The organism is Gordonia sp. L191 (assembly GCF_030077625.1).
GTDB lineage: Bacteria > Actinomycetota > Actinomycetes > Mycobacteriales > Mycobacteriaceae > Gordonia > Gordonia polyisoprenivorans_A.
On the sequence record NZ_CP125996.1, the window covers coordinates 3,401,034 to 3,426,557 of the forward strand.

A 25,524-nucleotide genomic window follows, 5' to 3' on the forward strand; every position below is an offset into this window, starting at 1 on the left:
CGCGGCGCAGGCTCGGTGACGATTGTGCCGTATGCCCGGTGTGGCCGCCCGAGGCGACCCACACGCACCGCTCACTGCCAGTCCCGCGATCGCGTCCCCACCCGAAGATCCATGCGCTGCAATCGGTCCGCGACCACGGTGACGGCCCCTTCGGCGTTCTGCACCTTGCCGCGCACCAGTAATGCCGACGCCGAGGTCGCCAGCTCGCGCTGGCGAATCCACAAGCCCACCGAGCAGACGACATTGACCATCCCGGTCTCGTCCTCGAGATTGATGAAGGTCACCCCGGAGGCAGTGGCCGGGCGCTGGCGATGGGTCACCGCCCCGCCCACCAGCACCCGCGACCCGTCGGGTACCGACAACAGCCCGTCGGCGGGGATCACGCCGAGTGCGTCGAGCCGCGGCCGCAGGTACTGGGTGGGGTACGCCGTCGGGGTCACCCCGGTCGCCCACGCATCGGTCGCGGCCAATTCGACGTCGGACAGGCCCGGCAGGGTCGGGGTCGCCGCCGCCTGATGCAGGTCGAGGTGTTCGGCCCGGGCGCTCGACGCGGCTCCGGCCTCCCACAGGGCCTGGCGTCGGCTCAGCCCGAAGCAGTCGAACGCGCCCGCACCAGCGAGTCCCTCGAGCTGACGGGTGCTCAACGCGGCACGCCGGGACAGGTCGGTGACCCCGGTGAAATCACCATCGGCGTTGCGGGCGAGCACGATACGCTCGGCCACCTCCTCGCCGACCCCGCGGACCGCAGCCAGACCGAGCCGCACCTCGAGCCCCGCGTTCTCCAACGTCGCCTCGGCGAGTGAGCGGTTGATGTCGGGCCGGTGTACCCGCACCCCGTGCCGCCGGGCGTCGGCGACCAGAGACTGCGGCGAGTAGAACCCCATCGGTTGTGCACGCAGCAACGCTGCGCAGAAGGCCGCCGGATGATGCAGCTTGAACCACGACGAATAGAACACCAGCGACGCGAAACTCTGCGAATGACTCTCGGGGAAACCGAAATTGGCGAAGGCCGCCATCTTCTCGTAGATGTGGTCGGCAGCCTGCCCGGTGATGCCGTGGGTGCTGCGCATGCCCTCGTAGAACCGTTGACGCAACCGTTGCATCTTCTCCGGCGAGCGCTTGGAGCCCATCGCCCGGCGCAGCTGATCGGCCTCGGAGGCGTCGAACCCTGCCACGTCCACCGCGAGTTGCATGAGTTGCTCCTGAAACAGCGGAACCCCCAGTGTGCGTTCGAGAGCCCCGAGCATCGACGGGTGTTCGACGGTGACCGGCTCGTCGCCGTTACGGCGGCGGATGTAGGGATGCACCGACCCGCCCTGAATCGGCCCGGGCCGAATCAGCGCCACCTCGACCACGAGATCGTAGAAACAGCGCGGTTTGAGACGGGGCAACGTGGCCATCTGAGCGCGCGACTCGACCTGGAACACCCCCACCGAGTCGGCGCGGCAGAGCATGTCGTAGACGGCTTCCTCGGTGAGATCGAGCTGCGCCAGATCGACGTGGATGCCCTTGTGCTCGGCAACCAGGTCGATCGCATAGTGCAGCGCCGAGAGCATACCCAGCCCCAGCAGATCGAACTTCACCAGACCGATTGCCGCACAGTCATCTTTGTCCCATTGCAGCACACTACGATCGGCCATCCGGGCCCACTCGGTGGGGCACACGTCGGCGATCGGCCGATCACAGATCACCATCCCGCCCGAGTGGATACCCAGATGCCTGGGCATACCGGCGATCTCACCCGCCAGACGCGTGACGTCGGCAGGCGCGTGGTCGGGCATCTTGGCCCACGCATCCTGTTGTCCCGGTGCATATCCCAGAGCACGGGCCATGTCACGGATCGAGGACTTGCCGCGATAGGTGATCACATTGGCCACCTGTGCGCTGTAGTCACGGCCGTACCGGCGATAGACGTACTGGATGGCCTCTTCCCGACGGTCGGACTCGATGTCGACGTCGATGTCGGGCGGGCCGTCACGCTCGGGAGCGAGGAACCGTTCGAACAACAGCTCGTTGGCGACCGGGTCGACGTTGGTGATACCCAACGCATAACAGACCGCGGAGTTCGCGGCACTGCCGCGGCCCTGGCATAGGATGTCGGTGCTCTTGCAGAAATCGACGATGTCGGCGACGACCAGGAAATAGCCGGGGAACGTGAGCGTTTCGATGATCGCGAGTTCGTGTTCGATCTGCCGGTAGGCCTGTGGATGTTGGGCGGGCGTGCCGTATCGGCCGAGTGCCCGGGTCATCGTGAGGTGACGCAGCCAGGTGGCCTCGGTGTGACCGTCGGGCACGTCAAAGGGTGGCAATTGCGGTGCGATCAAACCCAATTCGAAGGCACAGTCACCGGCGATGTGCACCGCGTTGTCGATGGCCTCCGGATGCGCGGACAGCAATCGCGCCATCTCGTCACCGCTGCGCAGATGCGCACCGCCGACCCCGGGCATCCACCCGGCGATGGTGTCGATGTCGGTGCGGGCGCGAACCGCGGCCATCGCCATCGCCAGACGTCGCTGGGGCGGACCAGCGAAATGCGCACCGGTGGTGGCCACCGTCGGCAACGCGAACAGACCGGCCAGAGAGGACAATACGGCGTTGCGTTCGTCGTCGTCGGGCTGGCCGGTGGCGATGAGTTCGACGGCCACACCGTCGCGGCCGTAACGGTCGACGAGATCGCCGAGAGCTTTCTGCGCAGCCGTGCGTCCGCCCCGCTCAAGGGCTCGGCGCACGGACCCCTTGCGGCAGCCGGTGAGCACGAGCCAATGACCACCATGGTCGGTCAGGCGGTCGGGGTCGTAGCGCAGCAGCCCCTTCTCGCCGCCGGTCATGTGCGCGTCGGCGATCAGCCGCGAGAGCCTGCGATAGCCCTCTCCGTCTCGGGCCAGGACGAGCAGGTGCTCGCCCGGCGGGTCGTTGACACCGGTCCGCGCCACATCGGGCTGCAGGGACAGCTCGGCGCCGAAGACCGTCGGCATCCCGAATTCCCTTGCGGCCTCGGCAAATCGGACAACTCCGTAGAAACCGTCGTGGTCGGTGATCGACAATGCCTTCAGATCGAGGCGCTGCGCCTCGGCGACCATCTCCTCGGGCATCGACGCCCCGTCGAGAAAGCTGTAGGCGCTGTGCGCGTGCAGTTCGGCGTAGGGCACACCCGAGGGTTCCTGATCGATCTCGGGCGCGACATAGGGTCCGCGTTTACGCGACCATGCCGGGGAGTCACCGCCGTCACCGGGGCCGAAGAACTCACCGGGCCGCTCACCGGCTCGCGAGCGGCCGGAGAGCACTCGCTCCATCTCCGACCAGGTCGGCGGTCCATGATTCCAACCCACTCATCGAGTATAGAACATGCGTTCGATTTACGTGGTTGGTGCTGCCTAGACCCCTCAGCTCTTCGGCGAGACGGGCCAGTCGTCGGGGTAGCGGTCGGCGACCTCGTCGCGCATCCGTCGCAGCCCCTTGCGAGCCCGGGCGGTGAGCCGATCGCCGAACACCATTCCGGCCAGATGATCGGTCTCGTGTTGCAGACACCGGCCCAACAGCCCGCCGGCGGTGATCGTCACCGGCTCGCCGAACTGGTCCTCACCGTGGCAGGTGGCGACAGACGGACGCGGCAAGGTGGCGTACGCGCCCGGATACGACAGGCACCCCTCGTCGTAGTCGACGAGGCGGCGGTCGCGCCCCTCGGCCAGTTCGAGGCGGGGATTGCAGACAACCCCGGTCCGTCGCGTTCCGGTCTCGTCGCCGCAGTCGTAGATGAAGACCGCGAGGTCCACCCCGATCTGGGCCGCGGCCAGGCCCGCCCCGGACGCCGCGGTGTTGGTGGCGAACATGTCGGCCAGCAGCGTCTGCAATTCCGGGCCGAAGTCGGTCACCGGGCGCGCCGCGCGATGCAACACCGGATCGCCCCAGGCGACGATGGTGCGCACGGTTCCGATCTTCAGCAATTCATCGACAGGCATGCACACAGTTTCCTCCGCTGATGAGCGTGCCGTCACCCGGGTTCGTCGCACACCGTCGACAGCGCCCTTCTCCACGCCGACAGCGCTCTGGACAACGCCGACAGCGCTCTCCAGACTCGCGACAGCGCTTTGCCGAGTCGCGACAGCGCTTTGCCGAGTCGCGACAGCGCTTTACCGAGCGCTCTCGAGGCGTGGGCGAGCGCCGTCGACGCAGACGACTATTGCCCTGTGGGCGTGAAGAAGATCAGTCGATTGCCGAAGGGATCGGGCACTCGGACCTCGTCCCGCCCCGGCTCGTGGACGAGTCCGATCCGCAACGGGTAGATCGTGCTGTCATGCAGCCGACGCTGCAGAGCAGCGGCGTCACGCACGCGGATGCGCACCGCACATCCGGGTGTGGCATCGCCATGATGCTCGGACAGGTGCAGCACGCACCCGTGCCGGGACACCTGGCGATAAAGGGGCATTCCCGGCTCGAAGCGATGCTCCCAGTCCACACCGAACCCGAGGAAGTCGAGGTAGAAGCGGTCGGCCTCGTCACCGGGAAATGTGCGCACAATCGGAACCGTGATGGGATCGGAGAAACTCTCCGACGCTGCCGCACACGTGTTCCAGTCGCGGAAACCCAACTGTGCCGCGACGATTTCGAGCGCGCGCGAATGAGTGATCGTCACGTCCGATTCTGCGAGGCGTGCCCGCAACGTGACGGCCATGGCCTTGGGGCTGAGGTGGTTATCCATGAGACGACTCCTGGTGCGGCGGTAGACGATACGTCAGTGATCGAAGGTCGGGTTCTCCATTGCCGCCGGGCCGCCGATGAAGCTCGTCGGGACTCGAAAGTGTTGTCAGCGGAGCTTCACCATGCCGGGATGAACGGTGGAGAAGGCGGGCGTCCGCAGGCCGTACCCGAGTATGTCACCGATCTCCGGCGTATGTGACGAGCACGCAGTTCGCGAGCCCCTCGTCGCGAGCCGAGAACCCACCGCGACAGCGCTCCGTACAACGCCGACAGCGCTCTCCAGACTCGCGACAGCGCTTCGCGGGGCGCTGTCGGCGTCGTGGAAGGCGCTGTCGACGTCGTGGAAGGCGCTGTCGACGTCGTGGTGGGCGCTGTCGGCGGCGTGGAGGGCGCTGTCGGCGTCATGGAGGGCGCTGTCGACGTCGCGGAGAGCGCTGTCGGCGTCATGTGATCGGCACCGAATCCCAGAAGTCGCACTGGTGCTCGGCACGGAAGTCAACGCCGTGCACTCCGTCGGCCGCGAAGGACTGCACCGGACCGCACGCCCCCGACACCGACGGCCACTGCGGCTGGTCGGCGGCCGTGGGAGTGCCCGAATGCGCGAACGACGTCCAGTATTCGATCATCGCCGCCGACAGCGTGGACTGGGGAGGATGCGGAACGAGGTTGGTGCCGTTCAGGCCGAACAGGTACGGCAATTCGTCGGCGTGAAAAGCCGCCTTGGGCACTGCCGGATTGTCCCCACCGCTCACGTTCGGCCCTGTCGCATCGGCGAATTCGTAGGTGAAGGTCGTCGCATGTTTGGACAAGTCGTGCGCCGCCCGGAGGGTCGGGCAGGACCAGCCCGAATCGGTGAACACCCGCGCCAGTGCGGCCGGCGCGGACGAGAACGACGACAGCGGATACCGCGCGGCGACCTCCTGTGCCCGGTCCCCGTAGGCGGCCCGTAGGTCGGCCGGATAGGACTCGGCGGTGTAGGCGTGCGGGTCTGCCGTGACCGCGCCCGCGGTGAAGGCGCCGTTCTCTTCGACGTTTCCGCCGGTGATGACCGGGATGCGCAGGGTGTTGCCGTCGGCGACGGCCGTGGCCGGACTCGTGGGCAGCAGTGCGGTGCCGTAGGCGAGTCCGTTCGAGAACGTCTCGTTCTGGGTCAGCAGTTTCTCGACGGGCAGGCCTCGCAGGCAACCCACGGTGTCGGCACCGGCACAGCCCAACGATGCCGCAACCTGTACACCGGTGGCCTCCGATTGTTCGAGGGGCGCATACGGACGTGACTGCGGAACTCCGGGGAACAGACTTCCGGTGGGGAAATCCAATGCGCACGAACCGGACTCGATGATCGCCTTGCTGATGAGACCCTTGGCGGCCGGCGAGGTCAGGGCCGCACACGCCGACATTCCGCCTGCCGATTCACCGAACACGGTCACATTGCCGGGATCGCCACCGAATGCCCGGGCGTTGTCGTGTACCCAGCGCAACGACTGGAGCTGATCGGCGAATCCGAAGTCACCGGATCCGGCGAGTCCCGGCAGTCCGAGATAGCCGAAGATCCCCAACCGGTAGTTCACCGTCACCACGACGACGTCACCGGCGTCGGCCAGACGCTGTGCGTCGTAAGACGATCCGGACCCGCTGACATATCCACCACCGTGCCACCACACCATCACCGGTAGCGATGAGCCATCGGGAATCCGTTGCGGCGTGGTCACATTCAGGTACAGACAGTCCTCGCCCTGTGTGGCCGGTGGCTTCCCCGGTACCGGCGTCGCCGCCTGCGGGCACTGCGGCGCCACACCGGTGGCGTCGACATCGGCTTTCGGGTCCGACACCGGGACCGGTGGCGCCCAGCGCCGATCCCCGGTGGGCGCTTGGGCATAGCGAACACCGGTGAACTGACGGGTGGCCCCGACCGTGCGGCCGTGCAGGATGCCACTGCTGGTCGACACCTGCAGCGGCGCAGCATGTGTGGAGTCATCGGCGCTCGTGCACGCCACACCGCCGACGATGATGACGGCGAGCAGCGTGATGGTCGAACTCATTCGTCTCAGGCACTGTGTCATGTCGCCCTCCGTGGGCTGGAGATCCGCGGGTGTCGAATCCGCGGTGGTCAGATCCGCGTGGTCAGATCCTCGACTGCTCGGCCCGTAGCCCCGCCAGCACGAATCGGTCGAGTTCCTCGGCCACCGCCGCCGGCGGATCGCCGGCGATGATCCGCCGCAGCCCGAGGTCGAGCGTGACGCGCACGAGATCGGCGGCCAGCCCCACGTCGAAAGTCCGGAACAGGCCGGCTTCCTGCCCGCCGGTGAGGATCGCATCCACCGCTGTCATCTCCTCTCGGTGATGATCGCTCTCGCCGCGGTTCGGGGCGTCGGGATCGTCGGACGCATACAGCGCCGAGAGAACTCTCATCTCTCGCACGTGGCGAGCGCAAAAGGCGATGCTGCCGCGGATGAACGCCGTGAGCATCGCCTCCGGCGACCGCGCCGCGTTGGCCTCTGGCTGGACCTCACTGCGGCCGAGATCATAGATCTGCTCGACAACCGCCGCGAAAAGTGCCGCGCGACTGTCGAAATGATAGGTGATCAGCTTGCGGCTGACACCCATCTGTCGTGCGATGCGCACCAGTGACGCCTGGCTGACGCCGATCTGGTCGATGACCTCGACAGCAGCTTCGATCATTTGCTGCCGACGCACCCGAGCGATCATGGAAGTAGCGGCCACCACCGCAAAACTACCACCCCTGGCAATCATTTACCAGGGGTGGGAAATTAATCCGCGAGCCTCCATGCCTGTGGCGCACCGACCGCCGCGCGAGCCACCAGACCCTTGCCTGCGATGGCTCGGAGTGACAAGGTGTGAACCAGCACACCGATCTTACTGTCCGGTAAGAATGGTGTTTTTCGTCAGCCTGCGAACATGGAGTTCACCGTGACCTCGTACTTTGTGACCGGTGGCAGCGGATTCATCGGACGCCGCGTCATCAGACAACTACTCGCAACCGATCCCGACGCGCAGATCCACGCGCTCGTCCGCCAGGGCTCCCTGCCCCGGTTCGTCGACACCGTGCGTAGCTTCCCCGGTTCGCACCGCGTCCACCCGATCATCGGGGATCTCACCGTCGACGGCCTCGGAGTCGACGACGACATCGAGGTCGACCACGTCGTCCATCTCGCCGCGATCTACGACATGACAGCCGACGCGGCCAGCCAGCATGCCGCGAACGTGGAGGGCACCGCACGGGTCGCGGACTTCGCCGTCGCCCATGATGCGATGTGCCATCACATCTCGTCGATCGCGGTGGCCGGTGATCACGCGGGCGAGTTCACCGAGCAGGATTTCGATCTGGGCCAGTCCTTCCCGACGCCCTACCACCGCACCAAATTCGAGGCCGAGAAGGTCATTCGCGAGCGTGCGGGTTTGCGCTGGCGTGTGTATCGCCCGTCGGTGGTGGTCGGCGACTCCCGTACCGGCGAGATGGACAAGATCGACGGCCCGTACTACTTCTTCGGTCATCTTCGCCTGCTGGGGAAACTACCTGCGGCACTGCGTCTCCCGTTTCCCGACCTCGGACGCATCAACATGGTGCCGGTGGACTATGTGGTCGACGCCCTCGTCGCCCTGATCGGTCTCGACCCGGAATCCGGCGGCCGGGTGTATCACCTCGGGGACCGCCGCGAGGTGTCGATCACCGAGATGTACAACGCGCTGGCCCCATCCCTTCGAGCCCCCAAGGGCATCAACGCGATCCCCCACCAGATCGTCGGACGCGCCACGTCGTTGGCCGGCACTCCCCCGTTACGCCTCGGCCGCAACCTCATTGCCCGCCAGGTCGGTATCCCGCCCGCCCTGCTCGACGGCATGGACCTGCCCGTGACGTTCCGCTCTGACCTGACCATCGCACGGCTGGCCCGATTCGGGATTCGCCCACCGGAATTCGACGACTATGCACCCTTGCTCTGGCGGTACTGGGAGCGCGCTCTCGACCCGGCGCGTCATCGGCGATCCGATCCGCGCGGTCCGCTCGTCGGCAAGGTCGTCCTGATCACCGGCGGCTCGTCCGGTATCGGCAAGGCCACCGCCCGCATGTGCGTCGAGCGAGGTGCCACGGCGCTGATCGTGGCGCGTCACGCCGAGGAGCTGGAATCCGCGGCACTCGAGGTGAATTCGGCAACACCCAAGCCCGGACTCCCTCGCGGACAGGCGTTCCCGTTCGTCTGTGACATCACCGACGAAGAGTCGGTGCGCGCCATGGTGAAGACCGTCATCGTCGACCACGGTCACGTCGATATCCTGGTCAACAATGCCGGCCGTTCCATCCGTCGGGCGACCATCAACGCCGTCGATCGCTCCCACGACTATCACCGAGTGATGGCGGTCAACTACTTCGGTGCGGTCAATCTGGTGCTGGCGTTGCTGCCGCACATGGTCGAACGCGGCAGTGGCCACATCGTCAACGTCACCTCGATCGCCGTGCAGGCGCGCGGCGCGCGGTTCGGCGCGTACGCGGCGTCGAAGGCGGCACTGGAGGCGTTCAGCGATTCGGTCGCCGCCGAGACCTTGTCCGATCACGTGACGGTCTCCCATGTGCGGCTCCCGCTGGTTCGGACACGCATGATCGCGCCGACCGAGCAGTACCGGGACTCGGCCGGGGTGTGGTCGGTCGACAAGGGTGCCTCGCGCGTGCTGGATGCGATTCTGCGCCGGCCACAACGGGTGTCGACACCACTGGGTGACCTCGCCGACCTGGGCCACCGCTTCGCCCCACGGCTGACCACCCGGATCATGCATCAGGACTACCTCCTCAGCCGCGAATCAACCGCTGCTCTGGAGAACTCCACAGCCGGTGACACCCCGTGATCGATACCCCGTATCTGGCAGTCGATCTCGCTCGCCTGGAGTCCAACCTCACGGCCATGGCACGACGATGCGCCGACCTCGGCGTGGCACTGCGCCCACATGCCAAGACCCACAAGTGCATCGAGATCGCTCAGCTCCAGATCGGCTGCGGTGCCGCAGGTCTGACGGTGGCAACCATCGGTGAGGCCGAGGTGTTCGCGGCCGCGGCAGAACAAACCGGGTGTCGCGATCTGTTCATCGCCTACCCGCTGTGGGTGACCGCCCACACGGGTGCGCGGTTACGCGAACTCGCTCGCGCGGCGTCGATGCGCGTGGGTGTCGACTCGATCGCCGGAGCGCACCGCCTCGCCGCCGAGGTCGCACGGCCCGATACACATCTCGAGGTGCTCGTGGAGATCGATTCCGGACATCACCGCACCGGGGTGGCGGCCGAACAGGCCGGGCATGTGGCGGCAGCAGCAGCCGCCGCGGGCCTCGACGTGGTGGGTGTGTTCACCTTCCCCGGACACGGATACGGTCCGGGAACGGCGCGCGCCGAGGCCGGCGCCGCCGAGGCGGTGGCGTTGCGCGACGCGGCAGCGTCGTTGCGCGACAATGGTATCGATCCCCGGGTGATCAGTGGCGGATCGACCCCGACGGTCGAGTTCGCCGAGGCCGGAGCTCTCACTGAGATCCGGCCAGGTGTCTACCCGTTCAACGACGCCCAGCAGGTCGAGTTGGGCAGCGCCACCGTCGACGAGGTGGCGCTGACCGCGGTCACCACGGTGGTCCACCGATCGCGGTCGCGGGTGATCGTCGATGCCGGCAGCAAGATCCTCGGCGCCGACCGGCCTGGGTGGGCAACGGGTTTCGGGCATGTCCTCGACTCCCCGCGAGCCCGGATCACCGCGTTGTCGGAACATCACGCCACCATCGACTACCCCGAGGATGACGACCCCGAGGGGCCGGCGAGTATCCCCGATCCGGGAGACCGGATCGAGGTGATCCCCAACCACGTGTGCACGGCCGTGAACCTCGTCGATGACCTGATCGTGAAAGGCCAAGGGGAACACTCACTGTCGTGGCGCGTCGCCGCCCGCGGCCGCAACAGCTGAAGCCAGCTCGCTCAGTCGTAGACCCCCTCCACCACCCAGCCACCGGAGCGGTAGCACAGCAGCAACGCACGGGAGTCGTCGAGCAACACCTGCGCGCGGGCACTGATCGCCTCATGCCCCGATTCCGGGCCGACAGGTTCCAGACCGACCGGCCACGGCCCGGCCCACCACCGCACCTCCCAGCCCTGCCGGGAGGGTTCGGGCATCCGGACCATCGTCGGTTCGGCGGTGAACGCGCCTCGCGGGGTGACCTGCACCGGCTCTCCCGCGGGATCGATCACCTCGACCGGCGCGTCGGACGACATCGTCGGTGCCGGTTGGGGCAGACGGCCCGGCCAGGGCGCCTCCGGGTCGCGCCCGGGTACCGGGTCTTCGCCGAGGGTGATCATCGAGATCTGTTCGGCGGGACCGCGTCCACCGCTGAGCACGGGTATGCGCACCGCATCGCCGCCGAGCAGGCCCTGTACCCGCTCCATGCTGCGGCGCGCTCGTTCGGTCAGTTCCGGTTCGCCGGGCAGCCCGGCACCGGTCAACGCGTGCTGCAACATTCCGGCGTCGACGACCTCGACGGGCACCAGCCGTAGGACCGCGATCGGCGAATCCGGCCGCGCGTCGCCGGAACCCCGGGTACGACCACTGGTCATCCATCCCTCGAGTTGCCAGCGGATACGGTCGGCGGTCGCCGACGCCGTGAGCGGTTGGGCACAACGCCAGGTTCGCGAATGACGCTGTCCACGTTCGGTGATCGCTTCCACCGTCAACTTGGTGCAGGACACCGACGCACCGACGAGACGCCGGTGCAGCAGTTCGGCGATCCGGCGGCCGGCGAAGGCGGCCGCGTCGATCCGATCGATCAGCGGGTCGCACGGGTACTCGATCACCAGGTCTTCCGGCAGCGCCTGCGTCGAGGGCGGACGGCCCGGCTGGGCGGTGGCCTGCCGATGTGCGATGACCGCGTCGGCGTCGAATCTCGTGGCAACGTCGGACGCCGCCATCGCGGCGAACGCCCCGATGGTCCGTAGGCCGAGCCTGCGGAGCAGATCGACCAACTCGGTGCGACCGGGCCCGCACAGGGAGGGTTCGGCCGCGAGGTCGGCGATCGGCCGATCCGCCAGGTGCTCACGATCGCCGCCGGGCGGCACACTGTGTCCGGTGCGCGCGGCCAGAACCGCGGTGAACAGTTCGTCGGCGACGCCGACCTGCGACTCCACCCCGCACGCGGAGACCCGGTCGATGAGTTCCTCGGCGAGTTCGGCCTCTCCCCCGAACACCCGCGCCGCTCCCGACAGCCGCAGGACCACCAACCCGGGCCGCACCACCTCCATCGCCGGGACCAGGTCGGCGACCGCGGCGGCCACCGGCTCGAACAACCGGCCGTCCCGATGTTCGTCGGCGGTGACGACCGTCATCTCCGGACATACCGATTGCGCCTGTCGTTTACGCATCCCCCGCCGAACCCCGAGCGCCCGCGCCGGGGCCGAGCAGGCGATCACACGATTGGCGTGCAGCACCGCCACCGGGTGTCGGGGCGGCAGATCGGCATCGGCGGCGGCTGCCGTGGCGGGCCAGTCCGGACACCACAGCGCCAGCACCCGCGCCTGCGCGGCCATCAGTTGGCCACCGCACCGGGCGCGTCGGCGGCCACCGACACCGACGGCCCCACCCGTCGGATGTGTACCGCGTCGTCGCCGAATCCCCCTGCGGTGACGTCGATCTCGGCGGAACGTCGGCGGTGGTCGCGACCACCGACGACGATCTGCAGCCGCATACCACCGACCCGTCCGTAACCCCGATGGGCACCGGCGAGATCGGCGGCCTCCGGGCCGTGTCGATAACCGACCACCCGCGCATCCATCCGGGTGTGGACGCCGGGCCAGTCGCCGTCGACGACCACCAGCGACGAACCCTGTTGGCGCGCACGGCCCCCGACCACCCGGCTCCGCGAGGGGGCGACGGTGATCCCGCGCAGCCCCACCACGACCACGTCCATGCCGTCGAGCAGTACCGCGGCCACTTCCACCGGGTCGATACCCGGGTCCGGGACCACCGCGATCCGACGCAGATCAGCGCCCATCTCCACCGCGGCGAGCAGATTCAGGCGCGGCATCCCGACAATGCCCACCTGGTGTCCCGCCTGCGTGAGGGTGGCGATCATCGCCATCAGCAGCGACCGCGCACCCCGGTAACCGACCACCGTGCCCCGGGCGATCCCGTGCTGTCCGGAGCTCCCGTCCTTCCCGATTCCGCTGCGGGGCAACAGGTCTGCGATGGCATCCGGTAAGGCGAAGACCTCGGCCGGCCCGGGTTGTACCGAGCGTCTGTCGGGCATCCCCGACATCACCGCCATCTTTCGACGCAGGGAGTCGAGGGTGTCGGAATCCGCACGTCCCGACCCTTCTCGCCCACTCCGATCCAGTGGCACCACACTCATGACACACCCCTTCCGGCCAGCGCACACAATGCTCGGCGGGCCGGGAAGTGCCACACCATCGCGTCCCATCCGACTCGGGGGACCACCCCGCGAATCGAATGTTTTTTCGATGCCCTGATCGTACGACGCGGCTCCGACAGTCCGCAACCGCGCAGGTCGCCCGGGCTTCTTCCCGAAGGAGCACGCCCTTCCCCGGAGAATCTCCCGAGAAAGAATGAGACCCCCGGGAAGAACGCGCGGTCTCAGAACAACGTGAGTGCTTGTGTCAGTTCGGGTTCGGCCACCGGATCGTCGACGCCGGAATGCTGCTCCGGGTACCCCACACGCGAGCCCGACGACCCGGCCAACCCGTGACGTGCCACCATCGGCCGCATCCGTTCCCGCAGCCACGACGAATACTCCGGGGTGACGTAGGCGCCCCGCCCGTAGAGCGTGCGGTATCGGCGGACGAGCGCCGGGTGATGTTCGGCGAGCCAGGTCAGAAACCACGGCTTGGTGGCGCCGCGCAGATGCATCGGGATGACGGTGACGCCCGACGCCCCAGCCTCGGCGAGCGAGGCGAGCAGCGCGTCGAGGTGCGCGCTGGAGTCGGTCAGGTACGGGATCACCGGGGCGACCATGACGTGCGGGGCGAACCCGGCCTCGGCGATGTCGCGGATCAGTGCCAGCCGCGCCGCGGGCGACGGCGTCCCCGGTTCGATCTGCTTCTGCAACTCGGCATCATGAAAGGCCAGCGAGATACTCAGCGACACCGGCACCTGCCCGGCGGCCTGACGCAGCAGGGGCAGATCGCGTCGCAGCAGCGTGCCCTTGGTGAGGATCGAGAAGGGCGTGGCCGATTCCGTCAGCGCCGAGATCACGCCGGGCATCAGCCGATAGCGGCCCTCGGCCCGCTGATAGGGGTCGGTGTTGGTGCCCAGTGCCACAGGTTCCCGACGCCAGGATCGACGCCGTAATTCCTTGCGCAACACCGCGGCCACGTTGAGTTTGACCACGACCTGCGAGTCGAAGTCCCGGCCCGCATCGAGGTCGAGGTATTCGTGGGTGGGCCGGGCGAAGCAGTACCGACAGGCATGGGTGCACCCCCGAAAAGTGTTGACCGTGTAGGTGAACGGCAACCCGGACTCCTCGGGCACCCGGTTGAGCGCACTCTTGGCGAGGACCTCGTGAAAGGTGATGCCCTCGAACTCCGGGGTCTGCACCGATCGCACCAGCCCGGCCCGTCCCAGACCCGGCAGGGCACCATCGTCGGCTTCGACAGCCTGTTCGGACCAACGCATACCCGGAGTCGAACACATGTGCTACGGCTTGTCAATCTCCGCGTCGAACTCCCTGGCCGATCACGGCGTGCCGCGAGATGCTCCGGTTCGGCCGCACTCCCCCTCGACTCCCCTCATCGGCGGACGCCCAGCTCACACCGGGCAATACCCCTGCGTGCCCCGGCTATCATCGCTGTCATGCCCGCCGACGTCGACAGCCACCGGACACCCGGCCCCAATTTCCTGGTGGCCGGACGCTATCGGCTCGTCTCGCGCATCGGTGGCGGCGGCATGGGCGCGGTCTGGCTCGCCCGCGACCAGCTCCTCGACCGTGAGGTGGCCGTCAAGCAGGTCCTCTCCACCGAAGGATTGTCCGAGGACTCCGCGGAAACCGTTCGGCAGCGCGCGATGCGCGAGGGCCGGATCGCCGCCCGACTGAGCCACCGCAACGCCATCGCCATGCACGACGTCGCCCTCGACGGCGGCGAACCCTGGCTGGTGATGGAGTATCTGCCCTCACGCAGCGTCGCCCAGATCCTGCATGCCACCGGCACTCTCGAGGTCACCGAGGCCGCGAAGATCGGCGCGCAGGTCGCCGACGCGATGGTCGAGGCACACGCATCGGGAATCATCCACCGCGACATCAAACCCGGCAACATCCTCATCGCCGGGGGTGGGCGTCAGGCCGGGCTGGTCAAGATCACCGACTTCGGCATCTCCCGCGCCAAGGACGATGTCACCCTCACCCAGACCGGCCTGATCACCGGCACCCCAGCCTATTTCGCACCCGAGGTCGCGCGCGGCGACGAGCCGGCCGAGCCGTCGGATGTGTATTCTCTCGGCGCCACCATCTACACGATGGTCGAGGGGGAGCCGCCGTACGGCGTCGACGACAACTCGCTGGTGATGTTGCATCGGGTGGCGCGTGCGCAGATCAATCCGATGAAGCGGGCCGGCGTACTCGAACCGGTCCTGTTGCGGATGCTCGAGCCGAGCCCTCGGCGCCGCGTCACGATGGCGCAGGCACGCGACGAACTCGCCCGGATCGCCGCGGGTGAGCACGGCTCCACCGAGCAGGTGCTGACCAGCCTCGTCTCCCGATCCGACCTCGGCCTGAACACCCGGCCTCGCACGGCACCACCGTCCGGGCCACCACCGGCGTCGAGTTCATCCCGCGGCATGACCTCGAATCCTGCTGCACCACAACGCCATTACGATCCCACCCGCGTGGCGACGCCATCGCCCTACGATCCGGCCCGAGCACCCGGCGCCATGTCCCATCCCGGCGCCCAGCCTCCGGGACAGTACTCGCCGCGCTATCCGACGGCGCCGTCCTACAGCAGCGCGATGCCGCCACTCGGTCCACCCGCGCCGCACCGGCAAACCTCGCCGGGTGTCCTTGCCGCCGTGGTGTTCTTGTTCTTCGTCGTCCTCGCCGCCATCATCGTGCTGGTGATCGCGCTCGTCTGATCAAGCGCTCGACTGATCAAGCACTCGCCCATCAAGCCTTTCGGCCGATCCGGGCGAGGCACGGTTCACCCGATGTGACGGGTCGCCGCCCATCGGGTGAGCGCATTCCGGTTGGACTGCTGGGTCTTTCGGAGCACGTTGGAGGCGTGGGTCTCGACGGTCTTGATCGAGATGAACAGTTCTTCGGCGATCTCGCGGTAGGTGTACCCGCGTGCGAGCAGTCGCAGGACCTCGAGTTCCCGTCGGGTCAGCGAGTCGAGTTCGGGGTCCAGTTGCGGCTCCGGCGTCGACGACTTGCCCGTGAAGGAGTCCAGCACGAATCCGGCCAGACGCGGGCTGAACACGGCGTCGCCCTCGGCGACGCGACGGACCGCGTCGGCGAGTTCGCTCCCGTCGATCGTCTTGGTCACGTAACCGCGGGCACCGGCGCGGATCGTGGCGATCACGTCCTCGGCCGCGTCGGACACCGACAACGCCAGGAACACCGGGGCATCGACGCCCAGCGCGTCGGTCACCCCACGCAGCACCGCGACCCCACCACCGGCGGGCATGTGCACATCGAGCAGCACCACATCCGGTCGCAGACGGGTGATCCCGGCGATCGCCTCGGCGACCGTGCCCGCCTCGCCGGCGACCGTCAGACCGTCCTCGCCGGCGAGTTCGGCCCGCACCCCCGACCGGAACACGCCGTGATCGTCGACGAGGAACACCCGGTAGTGCCCGGTCTGCGGCGCTTCGATGGTCATGATGCCTTTCCGTGGTCGGTGTTCGGATCGTCGGTGGCTTGCTGGTCGGTGCAGTGCTGGGCGGTGCCGGTGTGGTCGGAGCCCGGGCGCCCTGCACCGCGACGGCCAGGAGTCCGGACGACCGAGGGATCCTCGCCGGAAGTGGCGGTATCCGAACGCTTTTCGAGATCGGCCCCGGCCTTCTCGTCCTCGTGCGGGACGGGGTCCCCACGGGGCATGGTGACCCGCACATTGGTGCCGCGACCGGGCGCCGAACGGATGGACACCCGCCCACCGACGCGTTCGGTGCGGGCCCGGATCGACCGTGCGATGCCCTGACGGTCGCCGTCGACCCGGTCGGGATCGAAACCGACGCCGCGATCGCGCACGTACACCTCGACCTCGTCGTCGCCGACCTCGAGGTAGACATCGATCTTGCGTTCACCGGAGTGCTTGGCCGCGTTGATCAATGCCTCCCGGGTCACCCCGATCAGCGCGGGCCACCGTTTCGCGATCGACTTGTCGGTCTCCTCGTCGGGCCGCAGATCGCCGACCGTCACCACCTCGACCTCGATGCCGTAATGGTCTTCGATCTCGCCGGCCACACTGGTCACTGCAGCAACCAGGGACCCGCCGCGCTGCGCCGGATCACCGAACAGCCACGTCCGCAATTCTCGTTCCTGGCTGCGAGCCAGGCGCGCGACCTCCTCGGGCTTGGCGGCCTGCTTCTGGATGAGGGCCAGCGTCTGCAGCACCGAGTCGTGCAGGTGCGAGGCGATCTCCTCGCGTTCGGCATTGCGGATGCGCGCGGCCCGTTCCTCGTTGAGGGCGCGCCACATTCGCATCCAGAGCGGCACCGTCAGCAACAGCACGCCCAGCAACGTCGCACCGACCGCGAGGAGCGTCGTACTCAGTCCGCCGAAGTTTCGGGTGCCGGCGAACACGATGACGACCAAGCCCCCGATCACCAGGACCGCGCCACCGGCCAGCCGTGTCCAGGTCAGCAGCGGACCGTGGGGGCGGGCACGCGCCGAGGTGTCGAATTCGCGCCAGACCAGGCTCGCGCCGACGGCCACGAACACCAGTGGCACGAGATAGGTGGCGGGGGTACCGGATGCGGCGAAGCCCACCACGCTCATCGCGACCAGTCCGATGAGCGCCAGTCCCCACGCCTGCCTGCGCTCGGACGGGCTGGGAGCGGCGACGTCGTCGCCCGGCGGGCAGAAGAACCACAACAGCGCGTACGCGAGCGCACCCGCCCCGGCCATCGCGGTCAGTACGACGAAGACGACGCGGACCCGGAATGCGTCGACACCGAGGTGGTCGGCGACACCGCCGGCGACACCACCGATCACGCGGCCGCCACTGCGGCGCATCAGCCGCTGCGCACGCTCGACGTCGGTTGCCATGCCTTCGATACTTCCATGATCGTCGGGCCCGGGCATCAGGGTTCACCCCGGTGCCGACCCCGAAGACCGCGCCACCGACCGGCGTCGGTGACGCGTCGATCCGGGTGGATCTCAGGGTCGGTCCCCGATGTGAGCTCGCCACGAACCGAGCACGATGAGTGCCATGGACACGACGCAGCTTCGGACGCAGCTCGAACGGCTGTGGGCCACACGGCCCACCAGACCGGCCTCTCCGCGCACCATCGCCGGTGTCTGCACGGGCATCGGTGAGCGCTACCGGGTCGACCCGACGCTGGTGAAGGTGGCATTCGTGGTGGCGGCCGTCTTCGGCGGCAGCGGGGTGCTCCTGTACCTCGCGGCGTGGATCGCCTTTCCGTCCACCACCCGGGCCCGCACGCACGCCGCGGGCGGCGATCGCGGTGTCTCCCATGGGTGGCACAACAATCCGACGGTGATCCTGTGGGTGGTCGTCGTGATCGTCGTGTCGTCGGTGTTCTCGCGTGGCCCTTGGGGTTCGGGCGGAATCGTCGGCGGCATCCTGATGCTCATCGGATGGTGGTTGTTGTTCCTGCGCACGCCCGAACCGCCCGCCGACACCAGCGTGGCGACCGTGTCGGCGCCCGAACCGCCGCAACGATTCGTCCGCTGGACCCCGCGCGCGGTACGAACCGGTGCAGCATCCACGGCATCGGCGTCGGTACCCGGCACACCGGGAGCGGTCGATCTCGCCAAGCCGGCGGCCGGGCTCGCCACATCACCGACCGCGAGCACCACAGCCTCGACTTCTGCCGCACCGACCGACTTCGTCGAGGCCACACCCCCGTCGTGGGATCCGCTCGGGGCCGCCCGATTCGCCTGGGACCTCCCCGAACCCACCACACCGGCGGCGCCGCCGACGCCACCTGCCGCACCCCGCCGATCGGCGTTCTCGTTCATCGTGGTCGGCATCGCGGTCCTGGTGGTGGCCGGCGGGATCGCCGCACACGGACTCGGCGCCGGCTGGTTCACCGTGCCACACGTGCTGTCCCTGGCGTTGGCCGTGATCGGAGCGGGTCTGCTGGTCAACGGGCTGCGAAAGCATTCCACGCAGTCCCATCCGGGGGCGTTGATACCACTCGCGGTCGGACTGTCAGCGGCGGTGATCGTGACCACGTTGCTCGCCGGCGCCGCCTCCGGTGACCACCGGTTCGGTATGCCCGGCGGCGGGGTCGGCGAGCGGAATTGGAAGCCCATGAGCGAGAACGACATCCGTGACGACTACACGCTGACCATGGGCAGCATGACGCTCGATCTCCGCGACGTCGACCTGACGACCGACGAGACCGTGCACCTACGCAACGGAATCGGTGAGATCGTCGTCGAGGTGCCCGCCGGGATGAACATCCGAGCCGAATGCAGCGCGGGCGTCGGCGACTACTCCTGCCCCGAGGGACTCGACGGCGGCAACGACGGCACCACCGGTCCCGTGCTCACCATCGACGCCCACACCAATGTCGGCAGCGTGAAGGTACAGCGATGAGCAGCTCCGGCAACCCCTGGACAGGAGACGAGATGAACAGCACGACACCATCATTCGACAACACGGAGGACAGCGACACCGACCGCGCACCACAGCATCGGGCCCCCGTGGTGGCGGTGATCGGGCTCGCCGCCCTGCTGGTGGCCGGCTGGGGACTCGCCGACGGGCCGACGCTGCCCGACCCGGCGACCATCGGATGGGTCGTCGTCGGGATCGCCGTCGCCGTCGGCGCCCTGCTCATCGCGACCGGAGCGCGATCGGCCCGGTCGCGCTGATCATCTGCCGAACTGTCTAGAGGTTCGGTTGCCCGCTCATGATCACGATGATCACGACGCCATAGGTGACGAGCGCTGCGGCACAGGCGGTGACCACCGCTCCGACAACACTTCCGGTGCGCCGATGCACCGTCACGGCCGCAACGATCGCTGCCGCGGCGAGTAGCAGGGACACGAGTGTCAGCGCTGCGAGACCGATGGCGCCGGACATCTCACTCGCACGTCGATGGCGACGGCACCACGGCCCCCACTCACTCCCACTCGATGGTGCCCGGCGGCTTGCTGGTGACGTCGAGGACGACACGGTTCACGTCGGGGACCTCGTTGGTGATGCGGGTGGAGATGATCTCGAGGACCTCGTAGGGCACGCGGGTCCAGTCGGCGGTCATCGCGTCCTCACTGGAGACCGGGCGCAGCACGATCGGATGACCATAGGTGCGGCCGTCGCCCTGCACGCCGACGCTGCGCACATCGGCGAGCAGCACCACCGGGCACTGCCAGATCTGCGTGTCGAGTCCGGCGGCCGTCAATTCCTCACGCGCGATGAGATCGGCCTTACGCAACATGGCCAGCCGCTCCGCGGTGACCTCCCCGACGATCCGGATCGCCAGACCCGGACCCGGGAACGGCTGACGCGCAACGATCTCCTCCGGCAGACCGAGCTCACGGCCAACGGCGCGCACCTCGTCCTTGAACAGCAGGCGCAGCGGCTCGACGAGACTGAACTCGAGATCCTCGGGCAGTCCGCCGACGTTGTGGTGGCTCTTGATGTTGGCCGTACCACTCCCACCGCCGGACTCGACGACGTCCGGATACAGGGTGCCCTGCACCAGGTAGTCGACCTGCTGTCCGCCCTCGGCGTGATCGCCGAGCACCTCACTCACCGCGCCCTCGAAGGAGCGGATGAACTCGCGGCCGATGATCTTGCGTTTCTGTTCCGGATCGCTGACCCCCGACAACTCACGCAAGAAGGTATCGGCGGCGTCGACGGTGACCAGTTTCGCGCCGGTGGCACCGACGAAGTCGTGTTGCACCTGCTCACGCTCGCCCGCACGCAGCAAACCGTGGTCGACGAACACACACGTCAGGCGATCGCCGATCGCACGCTGCACCAGGGCCGCCGCGACCGCGGAGTCCACCCCGCCGGACAGACCACAGATGGCCAGACCGTCGCCGATCTGGTCGGAGACCTGGTCGATGAGTGCGTCGGCGATGTTGGCGGCGGTCCAGTCGGCCTCGAGCCCGGCGATCTCGTAGAGGAAGCGGGTCAGGATCTGCTGACCGTGCGGGGTGTGCAGCACCTCCGGGTGGTATTGCACTCCGGCCATCCGGCGCCCGACGTTCTCGAACGCGGCGACCGGCGCACCGGGCGTCGAGCCGGTGACGGTGAAGCCCTCCGGCGCCTCCTGCACGGCGTCGTTGTGGCTCATCCACACCGGCTGAGTGCTGGACAGGCCCTGGTGCAGGAGCCCCTCGTCGGCGAGAGTCAGTGTGGTGCGCCCGAATTCGCGCCCACCGGTGTTGGCCACCCGGCCACCCAGTGCCGCGGCCATGGTCTGGAATCCGTAGCAGATACCGAAGACCGGGAGGTCGAGGTCGAGGATCGCCGGATCCAGTCGCGGGGCGTCCTCGGCGTACACCGAGGCGGGCCCACCGGAGAGGATCAGCGCCACCGGGTCCTTGGCCTTGAACGCCTCGATACCCGCGTCGTGCGCGATCACCTCGGAGTAGATCCGCGCCTCACGGACACGGCGCGCGATCAACTGCGCGTACTGGGCACCGAAGTCGACGACGAGCACCGGGCGCGGGCCGTCGATGAATCCCTGCGAATCGGTCACGGGGCGAGTCTAGTGGCACCGCCGGACACCGGGCGGTTCACCCTGCGCGCCCTGGCGGATCGCACGCCCCGATCGTCGTGGAATACTCATCTTTCGCAATGACTACTTCTGATACCCGGCCCAGTGCCTGGTCACTGACCATCGCCGACATCACCCAGGCGGCGGTATTCGCCGCGCTGATCGCCGCGCTCGGCCTCCCCGGCACCATCACCGTGGGCACCGCCGGCGTGCCCATCACCTTCCAGACGCTCGGCGTGATGCTCGCCGGGGCGATCCTCGGCCCCAAGAAGGGCACGTTGTCGGTGGTCATCTTCATGGTGCTCGCGATCGCCGGCCTGCCCATCCTCTCCGGCGGCCGCAACGGGCTGACCGCGTTGAGCTCCCCCACCGCGGGTTTCTTCGCCGGCTTCCTGCCGGGAGTGATCGTCATCGGCGTACTGACCGCACTGATGATGTGGACGCGCGCCCGATCGCAGACGGTGCCGCGGTATCGGGTGCTGCCCGGCATCGTCATCAACATCATCGGCGGGATCCTCGTGGTGTACATCTGCGGCACCATCGGCCTGATGATCCGCGCCGACATGACGCTGTGGGCGGCGATCGCCGCGAACGGCTGGTTCATCCTCGGCGACGCGATCAAGGCCGTCGTCACCGCCTTGGTCGCCGCCCAGGTCCACCGCGGATGGCCGGGTCTGATCGACCCGCTGCGGCGACCGACCCGCGAGGCCTCCCCGTCGAACTGACCGCGACCGGACCGCCATCGTGATCGAGTTCCGCGACATCACCCACGCCTTCGGTGCCCGCACCGTGCTGCGCGAGGTGTCGCTGACACTGTCGGAACATCGCATCGGGATCGTCGGCGCCAACGGCAGCGGCAAATCGACCCTGGTGCGAATGATCAACGCGCTCGTCGTCCCCGACCACGGCACGGTGACGGTCAACGGGATCGACGCGCGACGCCACAAACGACGCGTCCGCCGCGAGGTCGGCTTCATCTTCTCCGACCCCGACCGGCAGATCATCATGCCGACCGTCGCCGAGGACATCGAGCTCTCCCTCACCCGCACCGAACTGAACAGAACCGAACGCGCCGAACGCACCCAGACCGTCCTCGACCGGTTCGGGTTGGCCGACCACGCCGACTCCCCCGCCGGACGGCTCTCCGGCGGCCAGAAACAACTCCTCGCCCTGGCATCGGTGTTCGTCACCGAACCCGCCGTGATCGTCGCCGACGAACCGACCACCCTGCTGGATCTGCGCAACGCCCGGATGTTGCGCGCGGTGTTCGCCGGACTGACCGAGCAACTCATCGTCGTCAGTCACGACCTCGACCTCGTCTCCGACTTCGACCGCGTCCTGGTGATGGACGACGGACGCATCGTCGCCGACGACGAGCCCACCCCGGCACTGCGCCACTACCGGGAGATGATGACGTGAATCCGCTGGGCACCTACCGTCCGGGACACTCACCGCTGCACCGGCTCTCGCCCGGAATCAAGCTGGTCGGGCTCGCCGCGGCGATCCTGGCGATCTCCCTGGCCGTACGATCACTGCCCGCGCTGGGCATTGCCGCACTCGCCGTGGCGGCGCTCTATGCACTGGCCGGGATCGGACCGGTCACCGCCTGGCGCCAGTTCCGGCCCACCCTGTGGATCCTGGTGTTCATCTTCGCTTTCCAGTGGATCTTCACCGACGCGCGGCGCGCGCTGCTCGTGTGCGGAATCCTGGCGCTGTCGGTGCTGCTGGCGGCGGTGGTCACCCTGACCACCCGGACCACCGACATGCTCGACTCGCTGACCCGGGCACTACACCCGTTGCGGCGCTTCGGGGTTCGCACCGACCTCATCGCGATCGCCCTGGCACTCACGATCCGCACGATCCCCCTGATGGTCGAGATCGCCGGTCAGGTCGACGAGGCCCGACGGGCACGCGGCCTACGCCCCGGACCTCGAATCCTGGTGGCGCCCATCGTGCTCGGCGCCCTGCGCACCGCCGACGGATTCGCCGAGAGCCTCTCGGCACGCGGCCTGGACTGACCGCGCCACTCGCTACGCTCCCGGCGCCGAACCACCCGGCCCGCTCGCTACGCTCCCGGCGCCGAACCACCCGGCCCGCTCGCTACGCTCCCGGCGCCGAACCACCCGGCCCGCTCGCTACGCTCCCGGCGCCGAAGGCAATTCGACCCGCTCAACCGGCGTGATCGGCAAACGCAACGCCCCCGGCGCATCCGCGGGCACCACGGGCGCAACAGGTTCCACCGGCTGCAGTCGCGTATACCCCGCACCCTGTTCCGGCCGGGTGTCGAACTCACCCTTGTTGGGCCAGAACGCCATTGCGCGCTCGGCCTGGGCGCAGATCGACAACGACGGATTCACACCGAGATTGGCCGAGATCGACGCGCCGTCGGTGATGTGCAGCGTCGGGTAGTTCCAGACGCGGTGATAAGGGTCGATGACACCATTCGCCGGATTGTCGGAGATCGCGCACCCACCGAGATAGTGGGCGGTCAGCGGCATGTTGACGATGTCACCCCATGTGCCGCCGGCCATCCCGCCCGGGAGTTTGTCGGCGATCCGACGGGTGGCCTCGTTGCCCTTGGGAATCCAGGTCGGATTGGGCTCACCGATCCCCTGCCTGCTGGTGATGTAGCGCAGCGGTCCGCGTTTGCGCACGAAGGTGGTCAGCGAATTGTTGTTGTTCTGCATCACCAGGGCGATCACGGTCCGCTGACTCCACTTGCGCACCACCAGAATCCGGGCGAGCAGGAACGGATTGCGGGCCACCGCGGCCAGGAACTGGCCGAATCGTTGAGCCGGGGTGCCACCGTCGGTGAGCAGCGTCTGCAGATAGGCGATGGCGTTGGACCCCTTGCCGTAGCGGACGGGCTCGATGTGCGTGTTCGGCTCCGGATGGAACGACGAGGTGATCGCGACACCGTGCGAATAATCGTGCTGGGGATCGTATCGAGCCGCATTCGCACCGAGGATCGATTCGGAGTTGGTGCGGGTCAGACGCCCCATGGCATCCGAGATCGCGGGCAGGGTGCGCTCCTTGGCGTGATGGAGCAGACGCTGGGTGTTGAAAGTCCCCGCCGCGACGATCACCTGCGACGCGGTGTAGGTGCGGCTGCGCCGGCCCAGCGGACCCCACGACGACGAGCCGTGCGTGCTCACCTCCCAGGTACCGTCGGCCCGTCGGGACAGTCCGTCGACGGTGGTGCGGTCGATGATCGTCGCCCCGTTGCGTTCGGCCAGCCCGAGGTAGTTCTTCATCAGGGTGTTCTTCGCTCCGACCCGGCACCCGGTCATACAGGCGCCGCATTCGGTGCACGCGGTGCGCTCGGGACCCGCCCCGCCGAAGTACGGGTCGGGAACGGTCTGTCCGGGACGACCGGCCAGTCCGACCTTCTCCCCGAAGAACACACCGACCGGGGTCGAGGTGAAGGTGTCGCCGACACCCATCTCGTCGGCGACCTCACGCATGATGCGGTCCGATTCGGTGAACGTCGGATTGGTGACCACCCCGAGCATCCGCCGCGCCTGGTCGTAGTACGGCGACAGTTCGTCCTCCCAGTCAGTGATGTGATTCCACTGGGGATCGGTGAAGAACGGGGTAGGCGGCTTGTACAGGGTGTTCGCGTAGTTGAGCGATCCACCGCCGACACCCGCACCGGCGAGGATCATCACGTCCTTGAGGGCGTGGATGCGCTGGATTCCGTAGAGGCCGAGCTTGGGCGCCCAGAGCCACTTGTTGAGCCGCCAGCTGGTCTTGGCAAAATCCTCGTCGTCGAAGCGGCGACCCGCTTCGATCACGCCGACCCGGTACCCCTTCTCGACCAGGCGCAGCGCGCTGACGCTGCCGCCGAAGCCGGAACCGATGATGAGCACGTCGAAGTCGGGTGAACCATGGTGGGCTGCCATGGCGAACATTCTAACGCCGATTGTCACAT

General features: G+C 68.0%; 22 protein-coding genes. 9 read left to right on the forward strand and 13 right to left on the reverse strand.

The annotated features are described in order from the left end of the window. Positions 1-71 precede the first annotated feature (71 nt). The 3 genes from QNM97_RS15385 to QNM97_RS15395 all read right to left on the reverse strand — a co-directional run bounded on the left by QNM97_RS15385 (position 72) and on the right by QNM97_RS15395 (position 4,699). Positions 72-3,329, reverse strand: coding sequence for an error-prone DNA polymerase (locus tag QNM97_RS15385; RefSeq protein WP_283819249.1), 3,258 nt, complete (start codon positions 3,327-3,329; stop codon positions 72-74). 54 nt (positions 3,330-3,383) lie between these two features. Continuing rightward, positions 3,384-3,959 carry a peptide deformylase gene (gene def / locus QNM97_RS15390; RefSeq protein WP_283819250.1) on the reverse strand — a complete coding sequence of 192 codons (576 nt, stop codon included), beginning with the start codon at positions 3,957-3,959 and terminating at the stop codon, positions 3,384-3,386. A 218-nt stretch (positions 3,960-4,177) separates the two neighbouring features. Continuing rightward, positions 4,178-4,699 (reverse strand): glyoxalase superfamily protein, encoded by a 522-nt coding sequence (locus QNM97_RS15395; RefSeq protein WP_283819251.1) that lies wholly within the window; start codon positions 4,697-4,699, stop codon positions 4,178-4,180. A 318-nt stretch (positions 4,700-5,017) separates the two neighbouring features. Here QNM97_RS15395 and QNM97_RS15400 point away from each other — a divergent pair, with 318 nt between their 5' ends. Next, on the forward strand, positions 5,018-5,149 hold the full coding sequence (locus tag QNM97_RS15400; RefSeq protein ID WP_283819252.1) for a hypothetical protein: 132 nt from the start codon (positions 5,018-5,020) through the stop codon (positions 5,147-5,149). Here QNM97_RS15400 and QNM97_RS15405 read toward each other — a convergent pair. Further along, a complete protein-coding gene (locus tag QNM97_RS15405) occupies positions 5,142-6,737 on the reverse strand; it encodes a carboxylesterase/lipase family protein (RefSeq protein WP_283819253.1) in 1,596 nt (531 codons plus the stop codon). The two genes, QNM97_RS15400 and QNM97_RS15405, sit on opposite strands and share 8 nt — an antisense overlap. Before the next feature lie 82 nt (positions 6,738-6,819). Continuing rightward, positions 6,820-7,377: a TetR/AcrR family transcriptional regulator gene (locus QNM97_RS15410; RefSeq protein ID WP_283819254.1), complete on the reverse strand. Its 558-nt coding sequence runs from the start codon at positions 7,375-7,377 to the stop codon at positions 6,820-6,822. 249 nt (positions 7,378-7,626) lie between these two features. Here QNM97_RS15410 and QNM97_RS15415 point away from each other — a divergent pair, with 249 nt between their 5' ends. Next, positions 7,627-9,555: an SDR family oxidoreductase gene (locus QNM97_RS15415; RefSeq protein ID WP_283823219.1), complete on the forward strand. Its 1,929-nt coding sequence runs from the start codon at positions 7,627-7,629 to the stop codon at positions 9,553-9,555. Next, positions 9,552-10,649 (forward strand): alanine racemase, encoded by a 1,098-nt coding sequence (locus QNM97_RS15420; RefSeq protein WP_283819255.1) that lies wholly within the window; start codon positions 9,552-9,554, stop codon positions 10,647-10,649. The genes QNM97_RS15415 and QNM97_RS15420 overlap by 4 nt, the downstream gene beginning before the upstream one ends. Before the next feature lie 11 nt (positions 10,650-10,660). Here the strand turns inward: QNM97_RS15420 and QNM97_RS15425 are convergent, their stop codons facing one another. The 3 genes from QNM97_RS15425 to QNM97_RS15435 form a co-directional block, all read right to left on the reverse strand. After that, positions 10,661-12,259, reverse strand: a complete 1,599-nt coding sequence (locus tag QNM97_RS15425) for a DNA polymerase Y family protein (protein WP_283819256.1) — start codon at positions 12,257-12,259, stop codon at positions 10,661-10,663. Then, positions 12,259-13,080: a DnaE2-dependent mutagenesis accessory factor ImuA' gene (gene imuA', locus QNM97_RS15430; protein ID WP_283819257.1), complete on the reverse strand. Its 822-nt coding sequence runs from the start codon at positions 13,078-13,080 to the stop codon at positions 12,259-12,261. The genes QNM97_RS15425 and imuA' overlap by 1 nt, the downstream gene beginning before the upstream one ends. A 242-nt stretch (positions 13,081-13,322) precedes the next feature. Continuing rightward, positions 13,323-14,360 (reverse strand): Rv2578c family radical SAM protein, encoded by a 1,038-nt coding sequence (locus QNM97_RS15435; RefSeq protein ID WP_283819258.1) that lies wholly within the window; start codon positions 14,358-14,360, stop codon positions 13,323-13,325. Positions 14,361-14,537: 177 nt separating this feature from the next. Between QNM97_RS15435 and QNM97_RS15440 the strand changes: the two genes are divergently transcribed. Continuing rightward, a complete protein-coding gene (locus tag QNM97_RS15440; protein ID WP_283819259.1) occupies positions 14,538-15,809 on the forward strand; it encodes a serine/threonine-protein kinase in 1,272 nt (423 codons plus the stop codon). Positions 15,810-15,874: 65 nt separating this feature from the next. Here QNM97_RS15440 and QNM97_RS15445 read toward each other — a convergent pair whose 3' ends face one another. Next, the gene (locus QNM97_RS15445; RefSeq protein WP_020171740.1) at positions 15,875-16,555 is read right to left on the reverse strand and encodes a response regulator; all 681 of its coding nucleotides are present in this window, start codon (positions 16,553-16,555) and stop codon (positions 15,875-15,877) included. Then, positions 16,552-17,943, reverse strand: a complete 1,392-nt coding sequence (locus QNM97_RS15450) for an ATP-binding protein (protein ID WP_283819260.1) — start codon at positions 17,941-17,943, stop codon at positions 16,552-16,554. The genes QNM97_RS15445 and QNM97_RS15450 overlap by 4 nt, the downstream gene beginning before the upstream one ends. 163 nt (positions 17,944-18,106) lie before the next feature. Here QNM97_RS15450 and QNM97_RS15455 point away from each other — a divergent pair, with 163 nt between their 5' ends. Together QNM97_RS15455 and QNM97_RS15460 are read left to right on the forward strand one after the other, a co-directional pair. Then, on the forward strand, positions 18,107-19,462 hold the full coding sequence (locus QNM97_RS15455; protein ID WP_283819261.1) for a PspC domain-containing protein: 1,356 nt from the start codon (positions 18,107-18,109) through the stop codon (positions 19,460-19,462). 32 nt (positions 19,463-19,494) lie between these two features. Beyond that, a complete protein-coding gene (locus QNM97_RS15460; protein WP_208795609.1) occupies positions 19,495-19,737 on the forward strand; it encodes a hypothetical protein in 243 nt (80 codons plus the stop codon). A 16-nt stretch (positions 19,738-19,753) separates the two neighbouring features. On the opposite strand, the gene QNM97_RS15465 is transcribed toward QNM97_RS15460, so the two are convergent. Together QNM97_RS15465 and guaA are read right to left on the reverse strand one after the other, a co-directional pair. After that, positions 19,754-19,948 (reverse strand): hypothetical protein, encoded by a 195-nt coding sequence (locus tag QNM97_RS15465; protein WP_208795608.1) that lies wholly within the window; start codon positions 19,946-19,948, stop codon positions 19,754-19,756. 40 nt (positions 19,949-19,988) lie between these two features. After that, complete coding sequence (gene guaA, locus QNM97_RS15470) at positions 19,989-21,575, reverse strand: glutamine-hydrolyzing GMP synthase (protein WP_283819262.1); 1,587 nt, start codon at positions 21,573-21,575, stop codon at positions 19,989-19,991. Positions 21,576-21,673: 98 nt separating this feature from the next. Here guaA and QNM97_RS15475 point away from each other — a divergent pair, with 98 nt between their 5' ends. From QNM97_RS15475 to QNM97_RS15485, 3 genes are read left to right on the forward strand one after another with little or no spacing between them, the layout of a single operon-like run. Beyond that, positions 21,674-22,318: a biotin transporter BioY gene (locus QNM97_RS15475; protein WP_283819263.1), complete on the forward strand. Its 645-nt coding sequence runs from the start codon at positions 21,674-21,676 to the stop codon at positions 22,316-22,318. A 19-nt stretch (positions 22,319-22,337) separates the two neighbouring features. Further along, a complete protein-coding gene (locus tag QNM97_RS15480) occupies positions 22,338-23,012 on the forward strand; it encodes an energy-coupling factor ABC transporter ATP-binding protein (protein ID WP_283819264.1) in 675 nt (224 codons plus the stop codon). After that, positions 23,009-23,611 carry an energy-coupling factor transporter transmembrane component T family protein gene (locus QNM97_RS15485; RefSeq protein ID WP_283819265.1) on the forward strand — a complete coding sequence of 201 codons (603 nt, stop codon included), beginning with the start codon at positions 23,009-23,011 and terminating at the stop codon, positions 23,609-23,611. The genes QNM97_RS15480 and QNM97_RS15485 overlap by 4 nt, the downstream gene beginning before the upstream one ends. A gap of 117 nt (positions 23,612-23,728) precedes the next feature. Here the strand turns inward: QNM97_RS15485 and QNM97_RS15490 are convergent, their stop codons facing one another. After that, positions 23,729-25,495: a GMC family oxidoreductase gene (locus QNM97_RS15490; RefSeq protein WP_283819266.1), complete on the reverse strand. Its 1,767-nt coding sequence runs from the start codon at positions 25,493-25,495 to the stop codon at positions 23,729-23,731. Between the last annotated feature and the right edge of the window lie 29 nt (positions 25,496-25,524).